Raw genomic sequence first — 7,802 nt, forward strand, 5'->3', positions numbered from 1 at the left:
CCATTGCACCGGTCCATTGCCTGCTAACAAGCCGCCAAAACCAGAACAAGACCCTATAATCGGGGCAAGTGCTTCTACCTTGAAAAGACCTGTTGCCGTTTTCGTTTCTACCCTTTGATAATTCGAAGAAACATAAGCCCCTTTTACCCATAATCCCGCTTCTGCTGCTCGACGGTTGGCTAAACCAGCAAGAGGCTTCCCACCGACCTTATTCCATTTTTGTAATTCAACAGGAACGGCTTCATAATCGCCTTGATTAAGCTTCTTCAACAATGTTGACTTGCAAAAAGCAGCTTTTCCTACATTATAGCAAAACGAGACCAATGCCGCGAATTGGCAATCCGTTAACGAAACCGTAACCGATTCCTCTACCGTCTGCTCAAATTGCTTTAAGTCTTTACAAAGGATTTCTTCTGCTTGCTCTTGGCTAATACACATGCCTTTTTTGACAAGGGGATGACCCGCATTGCTGGTGTGACCATAACCAATCGTCCAAACACATGCCGTATCTCTATAAGCCTCTAGACGCAAACCTTCCCATTGTTTGATAAGCTCTAATGCTTCTTTCGATATCTTTCTCATCTGACGCTCCATAAAAAAAGCCCCACAAAAGTGGGGCTGGATAAAATGATGTTCTAATCAATCTCGCACTAATTATAATAAAATGGGTCGCTACATCCACGGGCGCCTATTTTTTCATCTTCTACATAACGAGAATGCGCAAAATTCCGTACAAGATGATCATTGTTAGAGCCACCAGTCCAATCGCCTCCTCCCAACATAACATTTATGTCTACACGTAAACTACTTCCTTGCTCCCCTGTATGCCATTTAGTCACTGGATAACAACCAGACAAATATTGCCACACATAACCGCAACCATCCTCACAACCAATATGCGAAATCATCCGTCTATTGTTTGTATCAACGTGTCCTCCAGACGTCTTAAGAGAAGGCGCTTGATTGCCGACAATACTGGTTGCTTGATTACTTCCATACATGCATGGCGAAAACTCATCACTCGTCAAAAATCTCTTATTAACAGACCAAAAATCAAATGCATGATCCGCATAGCTACGATTGGTCGTAATCGGAACACCATATGCCGACTTTGCATTTACACCTGTCCCTGATTGAAGATAAATATCAACCCAAATATTATGCCACGGATTGTAAACCATCCCTTCTGGACTACTACATGGGCGGTGATTTAAACACCAAACAGAATTGGGTAAAATATCCCCTGCTTGATAACCCGATAAAGGATGTCCTTCAATCTCACCAACATCCGCACAAAGCGTATGAAATCCACCGATCTTTAGAGAATTCTTCTCTGTATAGCCATCAGGAGCCGTCGGATTTTGCGAAAGGTCAAAGGATAGCTCATTCGTCTGATCTTTTAGGATGAGATATATATAATAATCCTTTCCTGCTTCAAGATCTTCGTCAAAAGACATCCTTCCACGCCTTGGAACGCGGTAAAAGAGGTACCTACCCCCAAATTCTCACCACCATGATAAAAGCGAAAACATGCCCCTTTATTGATCACAATACCTTTTCTATTTGTCGGATTGGCTTCCAGAATTCTGTGAGGCTGATCAAAACGCACATTCTCTAAAAAATAAGTGGAAAGAAAACCTACTGTTGCCTTGTTTGTGAGCTGATCAACCATTAGATTCAACGTCTCATCCGCTTGAATAAAGAAGGACACTATTTTGACTCCCTCCATCATTCGTGCTTTTTGTTCAACTAACTCTTTAAGAATGGGTAGGATGCTTTGATGATCGCTTTTGCAAAGATTTTCTTGTTTGTTGACGTTTTCTTTCATTCTCAAAATGAGTTATCATGGCCCGTTCCTTCTTGCTCGTATTGCTTAGACCAAAAGTATCATTGTCCATAAATTGCTGATATCCAGCTATCATAAGATCGGTTAGGAACGAGTCACTTTTCGGAGGTTGTGTAAAATAAATCCCCTTTGAATCCTGCAATTTATATCGAAAACCTGCTTTTTTCATGCACTCATATACTGAAGCAAATTCACTTGCATACGAATTCATATCACTAGAAGAAGCATAAACCGGTTTCCAACCACATTTTAAAAGTGATTGTTCGATTACAGCCCGATCTGCTCTAGGCTTTTCCCATAAAACCAAAGTCGATGGGGGAGGATTGCCTAATTGACATCCAGCTGTACTTAAGAGAGCCATGCTGCTCAATAGTTTTAAGATTTTTTTCATTTTTCCCCTCCTCCATAGTTTTTTCCAAAAACTCTTGTAAGAAGATGTGAATTTCAAACCAAGAGCTTTCTCCACCTTTTCAATCTGTAGATTATCAGCCGCATTTTCTTCAGTACGAAAATTGATAATATCATCATTATATTTATTAACTTTATCAATTAATACTGCAACATCATCTAAGGTATAGGTTTTCATAAATCTTCCCCTGCATACTCTTTAATTCTTTTACAGAGAAATTCATAAAAATTACTTGCGTAATATTGGGGATCATCAAGTGGAAACTTAAGATAGAGCGGGCACTCTCCATCCCGAAATTGAGTATAATCAAAGTAAAAGGTTTCACCAAAATCAGTTGTGCAGATAACAAGTTGTTTGGGATTCGTAAAGCCATCTCTTCTATCGAGCAAATTTCGGTAAACAATATCACCAGCAGGAATACCAGCACAGATTTCATAAATACTGAATATTTCTTCACCTCCAACTTCTCCGCCTCCATAATTTTTTAAAAAACCCTTATAGGAAGAGGTAAATTGTAAATCGAGAGTATTCTCAGCTGTTTTAATCCTTACATCATCAGGAGCATTATCTTTAGTACCAAAATTAATAGCATGACTATGCATATCAATATATTGTGCAACATCCGATAAAGTATAACTTTTCATAAATTTTTCTCCATAAGTCACAGTGTGTTTTTACTCATAATGAGTGTTCCTACTGATCAATATTTCTCTACCATAGCCAATGGAATTGGGATTACATCGATAGAATATAGAGGATATTTTCTTGAAGGAGCTCTTTTCTCATCTGTATCTGTAAAATCATCTCGCATTTACAATATATGATGTAATTAAAGGGGATGATCATTAAAGCTTAGAGAGCGCCTTTTAGGGACATTATTTCAATATTTGCAATAATTACTTTTTCTTTTTTCTTGCTGAGGAGTCTTTTTTTGAAATCCAACAAATAACTTTTCTGATAAAATTTTCCTTTGGCTTCATAGGCGCAACAAAACTCTTGTCTTGATAAAATGAGTAGAGAACCTCAGCCATAGGACCTTCTTGTGTCATAGGATATAACATAATAGGCCTACAATCGATTCCAATAGGAGCTCTTCCTGATACCATTCTTTCCACATTTGTACCTGTTACTATCTGTCCTTTTTCTTTCCAAGAAGAAACTGTTTCAGGCTCAAACAGTTCATCTTCCGGATAAACTTTTTGACCTTTAAATTCCACAGGCTCTGCTGCCCCCATACTTTTTTTCTTTATCCATTTCATGATTCATAATCCCCTCGATTTTTTTTCAAAATAATCAATGTATTCTGTGTTCTAAATAGACTTAATACACTCTCCTTCCAAGAAGTAGGTTATTCCTCGCTAGAAAACTCTGAGTGATTATCGAAATCCTTTTGCCACCTGTTTAATTAAAGCGTAGCTCACTTGCTTCACCTTTGCTACTTCTTTGGCTAAAGCTAATGCACGTTCAAGATGAAGCTGTTGGATGCTCTCGTCAAAGCCTAGGTGATCCCCTGCCGTAAAGCTTTTCTGATAAGATTGCAAAGTTTCAGCATCACCCAACAAAGCAAGAGTGCCAAGATGAAGCAAAGCATAATCCGTATTATCTGCTTTAGATGTTGCATCCTGTTGCCAAGGAGCTCTACCATAATCAGAGCGAAGTCTTTTAGAAAAGTCAATGTCTGTTACCGCCCATTCTAAAGCATCATCAAGTGCTTGCTTTAAGCGATCCGCAGTGACTTCTGGTTCAAAGATTTCTAACCCCTTTGCTTCAAAATTAAGCTGTATGTCTGGAATATCTTCTGTGTGGGTAGGATCAATGAATTTGCAAGCGGTGGAAAGAATGCCCGTGCTAATCATAAAGGCGCTATCAAATTGCGGGTAATCTTTGGCAATTTCATCGTTATAAAGAATATCTACTTCACGATCGGCCAATTGATAGCTTGCCATATGGTCATTCTCATTGATTTTCTCGGTTGACCAGTCTAAACTTTTTAAAAGTGTTGTTGCACTTTCCATAGTGAGACGATCATCAGTGTCATCCGCTTCATCCACTTCCTCTGCCACTTCAACAGAAGTTGTTTTAGAAGAAACAGGTGCTGTTTGCGGATCCAAGCTCAAAATCGGTGCATTTTTCGGAAAACCTGCTCGATAACCCCGTGCAAGAGTGAGGAGATTATCAATTCTATATTTTGAGATTTCTTCCACAAAACCTAAAGGATTTCCCTTTCTAAAATTCTCCTTATAAGATTTGAGCTTTTCAACATCCCCAATCAAAACAAGCGCAATAAGGTGACGCGCTACAAGATCAAGTTCACTGTCTGGGGGAAAAGCCGCATAATCATAGATGATTTGATTCACATTTTGCCGATCAGCCCATCCAAGTATATCTGTACAAATCTGCTTTAGCTTGCCTTCATCCAATTCAGTACTAGAAACTGTATAAACTTCTTCTGCTTCTTTGAGGGCTATATATTGAGGCATATTATAGAAAATCTCTCTATGAGCCGTAGAAAAACTAAGTGTTGAAAGGGAAGCCTTAAATGCAACAATCGGCTCTTCTTCATCACTTTGAAGGTTATACATTATATTGATGATACGGTCTTTACTTACAAAATAAGCATTGCGATTGTAGTTTTTATCACGATAAACTGTCCAACCCATTTCTTTTAATTGCTCTGTAACTTTATTGAAAGTAATCAAAACTTGTGGACTAAGATGTGCTTCTGCTGCCTCTCGCTCATTAAGGATTTTCAGATGTTTTTCAGCAAATTCAACGGCATGGTTAACATATTTTTCTACTTCATCATCATCCAAATGTTCAGAAATCGTACCAGCTTCTAGAAAATTTTTATAAGATTTCAGGATATCAATTCGACCTGTCAACGCTAAACAAGCCAAATGCCAGACTATATCTATATTGTAGCTATACTTTTGAACACGTGTTTTGCTTTCTATTGATGCTTGTAAATCTTGGGCACGTGCCCACTGTATCACCCGCTCAGAGATTTTGATAAGCTCTTGCTCATTCAATGTCTCTACACAAATATCAATGCCTTTATCAAAACCACTAAAAAAACCTCCTCCAATTGTATTAAAAGACTGATAAATATCCGTAGGTCGTATCCAATTACATTCTCTCTTATAGTGAATATATTTGCAAGCTACAGAAATCTCTTCATTAGATATTTCAGCTTCAAGACGAACATTGTAATTATCATGAAGACGTATAAAGCCAAAATCAAACTGAATAAAACGATCTGGCAAAGAGAGAAACATTCTCCCAGGTTCCATAGCAATCCATCCTCGCGTTTTGAGGATGCGATTTGCTGCGATAAGACTTATCGAGCACTGTTTTGGCTTCTTACGCGTTAGAATATCGTCTAATTCCCCATTTTTATAGGCCTGTGCAAAAAGAAGCAGACGTTCATTCCACGTCATCATTTTATAATCAGAAAATTCTGATACGTTTATTTTGGGCGTAGACTCATAACTCCTTAAAGCTTCTATATCGCCGAGAAGAGCCTTTGCAACAAGAGAATGATTAGCAGCTTCTTCATGTAATTTTTGTTCAATATTTCGTGTTTTTGCCCAAGTAATGACTTTGTTTAAAGCAGATTCAATATGACTTTCTGAAAGATCCGGTACCGTAACCCCGAAATCACCTATTTCTGGATAGAGTATATATCCATACCGTGACTTTTGCCCCCTAGAATATTCACAAGCAAGACTATAAGAAGCAGTTGTGAGACTAGCTAATAACCAAAATTTTTCACCATCCGTTTCATGTTTCACACCATAGCTCAAATCCACGATGCGATCCGGAAGATAATAATAGGCAAATGTATCGCCTACTTCATCACGATAGAGCTCACAGCCCAGACTTTTTAATATTTCTGCTGCATCTTTAGTTTGCATAATGCTTCACTCTTCTCCAACCGCCGGATAACAGCTAACTGTATAAGGAATTATTCTATTCCACTCTTTGTTTATCTGATTTTCACTCCAATTGTCTCTAAACTCTTTCAGAAGCTCTGCGTCTCCTTCAATTTTTTTCAAATCTTCTTGGTATTTATTAAGCTGTTCCTTATTTTCCCCTAGATAGCGTTTCATAATTTTTCCAAAAGGTTTTGCATCTCCTGTTTTATACGCTATTTCAAAATCTTTTTGACATTCTGTTAATTGAGAATTACCAGTTTTTATATCAATAACTTTTAATACACCTTTCTCCACATAAATAATATCAGGGTGATGTATTTTTTTTAACAAAAAGTTCATGGATAAACCTCAAAACGTGCGTTATAAACGCTCCGTATTTCCTCACTATCAATTGCCCCTCCTCCATAGTTTTTTCCAAAAACTCTTGTAAAAAGGGATAGGTTGCGGAGTGGGAGTGTTCTCAATCTTTTCAATCGGTTGATCACCATCAGGTATCTCAACTCCCGCGTGTACTTTAATTCTTTTGCATAGGAATTCATAAAAATTACTGGCGTAATATTCGGACTCCTCATCCGCAAACATGACATAGATTGGACATTCTCCATCCCTAAACTGCGTATAATCAAAATAAAAGGTTTCATCAAGATCATAACTCACAACGAGCTGTTCTGGTGTCGCAAAACCATGTTTTCTATCGAGTAAGTTTTGGTAAACAATATCACCAGCAGGAATACCTTCCCCACAATCTCCATAAAGGCTATAAATTTCTTCACCACCAATTTCTCCTCCTCCATATTTTTTTAAAAAAACTTTGTAAGAGGATGTGAATTGTACGCCGAGAGTTTTCTCCGCCTTTTCAATCTGTAGATCATCCGTTTCATTCTCTTCATCATCTTCACTACCAAAATTGATAATCTCATCATCATATTTATTCACTTTATCAATTAATACTGCAACATCAGCTAAGGTATAGGTTTTCATAGATGATCCCCCTAAAAGTGATTAACAATTCTTGCATTTTTGAAAACAAAAAAGGATGACGGCTTTAACAGTGTATTTCAAAAGGAAACCGCCCGACAAAAGCGTCATTCCAAATTAGCTATAATTCTTTTACAGAGGAATTCATAGAAATTATTTGCATAACATTGTCATATTTGTTATGAGAAAGACCCTGTCCATTGGGGCGAACAATATCAATCAGCGGCACATCATTGCCGGCTTTCCCCACCGTGGGGCGGAAAACAGAGCCAACCCCATCAGCTGCTTTAATCCCTTGGCTCTCTTGTGCAACAGGACTTCGCGCTCCAAGCGCTTGTGCTTGCAACAACAAAGGCTGAAAAGCTAAGCAAAAACTTAAAACAAGTGAAAGCCCCTTATGGATCCCTCGCTGCAAAACACAAAGAACGCGCTTTCCTCGCTTGTATCCATATCCCAATTTATGCTTTTGATTTTTCAATCCCCGCATCTTCAGCTCCTCATAAAATTCTTTATCTTTAAAAAAAACAACCCAAAGGGATGTAAACAGCGCAGCGATATTTTTACCGCCCCTTTGCTCTAAAATCTCAATAATGCCCGCACTTGAAATAACCCTGTCGAATTTCCCTTTTCTCGC

The 7,802-nt window shown here is 38.2% G+C and carries 8 protein-coding genes and 2 pseudogenes; all 10 read right to left on the bottom strand.

Translation table 11 applies throughout. The features are described 5' to 3' along the window. Window positions 1-582: lysozyme (locus tag ACFIKB_RS08510; protein ID WP_375653311.1), on the bottom strand; the 582-nt coding region annotated here is incomplete at its 3' end. Between the two features lie 68 nt (window positions 583-650). Then, a complete protein-coding gene (locus tag ACFIKB_RS08515) occupies window positions 651-1,457 on the bottom strand; it encodes a hypothetical protein (protein ID WP_375653314.1) in 807 nt (268 codons plus the stop codon). Then, entirely contained in the window at window positions 1,400-1,711 is a 312-nt protein-coding gene (locus tag ACFIKB_RS08520; protein ID WP_375645139.1) for a hypothetical protein, read from the bottom strand. Before ACFIKB_RS08520 ends, ACFIKB_RS08515 begins: the two co-directional genes overlap by 58 nt. Window positions 1,712-1,757: 46 nt before the next feature. After that, window positions 1,758-2,237, bottom strand: coding sequence for a hypothetical protein (locus tag ACFIKB_RS08525; RefSeq protein ID WP_375645141.1), 480 nt, complete (start codon window positions 2,235-2,237; stop codon window positions 1,758-1,760). A gap of 191 nt (window positions 2,238-2,428) precedes the next feature. Beyond that, window positions 2,429-2,899: an SMI1/KNR4 family protein gene (locus tag ACFIKB_RS08530; protein WP_375620541.1), complete on the bottom strand. Its 471-nt coding sequence runs from the start codon at window positions 2,897-2,899 to the stop codon at window positions 2,429-2,431. Between the two features lie 252 nt (window positions 2,900-3,151). Then, window positions 3,152-3,514, bottom strand: coding sequence for an HNH/ENDO VII family nuclease (locus ACFIKB_RS08535; RefSeq protein ID WP_375653316.1), 363 nt, complete (start codon window positions 3,512-3,514; stop codon window positions 3,152-3,154). 89 nt (window positions 3,515-3,603) lie between these two features. After that, window positions 3,604-6,169, bottom strand: a pseudogene (locus ACFIKB_RS08540) (DUF6990 domain-containing protein). 6 nt (window positions 6,170-6,175) lie between these two features. After that, the gene (locus tag ACFIKB_RS08545) at window positions 6,176-6,529 is read right to left on the bottom strand and encodes a hypothetical protein (RefSeq protein ID WP_273788703.1); all 354 of its coding nucleotides are present in this window, start codon (window positions 6,527-6,529) and stop codon (window positions 6,176-6,178) included. 48 nt (window positions 6,530-6,577) lie between these two features. Further along, a complete protein-coding gene (locus tag ACFIKB_RS08550) occupies window positions 6,578-7,171 on the bottom strand; it encodes an SMI1/KNR4 family protein (RefSeq protein WP_273788702.1) in 594 nt (197 codons plus the stop codon). Window positions 7,172-7,292: 121 nt separating this feature from the next. Continuing rightward, a pseudogene (locus tag ACFIKB_RS08555) lies at window positions 7,293-7,655 on the bottom strand (hypothetical protein); the annotation flags it as partial. Window positions 7,656-7,802: the final 147 nt, after the last annotated feature.

It is taken from the genome of Bartonella sp. MR110HLJHH (genome assembly GCF_042194225.1).
GTDB lineage: Bacteria > Pseudomonadota > Alphaproteobacteria > Rhizobiales > Rhizobiaceae > Bartonella > Bartonella grahamii.

Excerpts from the sequence above, each read along its gene's own strand:
- ACFIKB_RS08535 (WP_375653316.1), bottom strand. The coding sequence starts at position 3,514 with ATGAAATGGATAAAGAAAAAAAGTATGGGGGCAGCAGAGCCTGTGGAA.
- ACFIKB_RS08515 (WP_375653314.1), bottom strand. The coding sequence starts at position 1,457 with ATGTCTTTTGACGAAGATCTTGAAGCAGGAAAGGATTATTATATATAT.
- ACFIKB_RS08550 (WP_273788702.1), bottom strand. The coding sequence starts at position 7,171 with ATGAAAACCTATACCTTAGCTGATGTTGCAGTATTAATTGATAAAGTG.
- ACFIKB_RS08545 (WP_273788703.1), bottom strand. The coding sequence starts at position 6,529 with ATGAACTTTTTGTTAAAAAAAATACATCACCCTGATATTATTTATGTG.
- ACFIKB_RS08530 (WP_375620541.1), bottom strand. The coding sequence starts at position 2,899 with ATGAAAAGTTATACTTTATCGGATGTTGCACAATATATTGATATGCAT.
- ACFIKB_RS08525 (WP_375645141.1), bottom strand. The coding sequence starts at position 2,237 with ATGAAAAAAATCTTAAAACTATTGAGCAGCATGGCTCTCTTAAGTACA.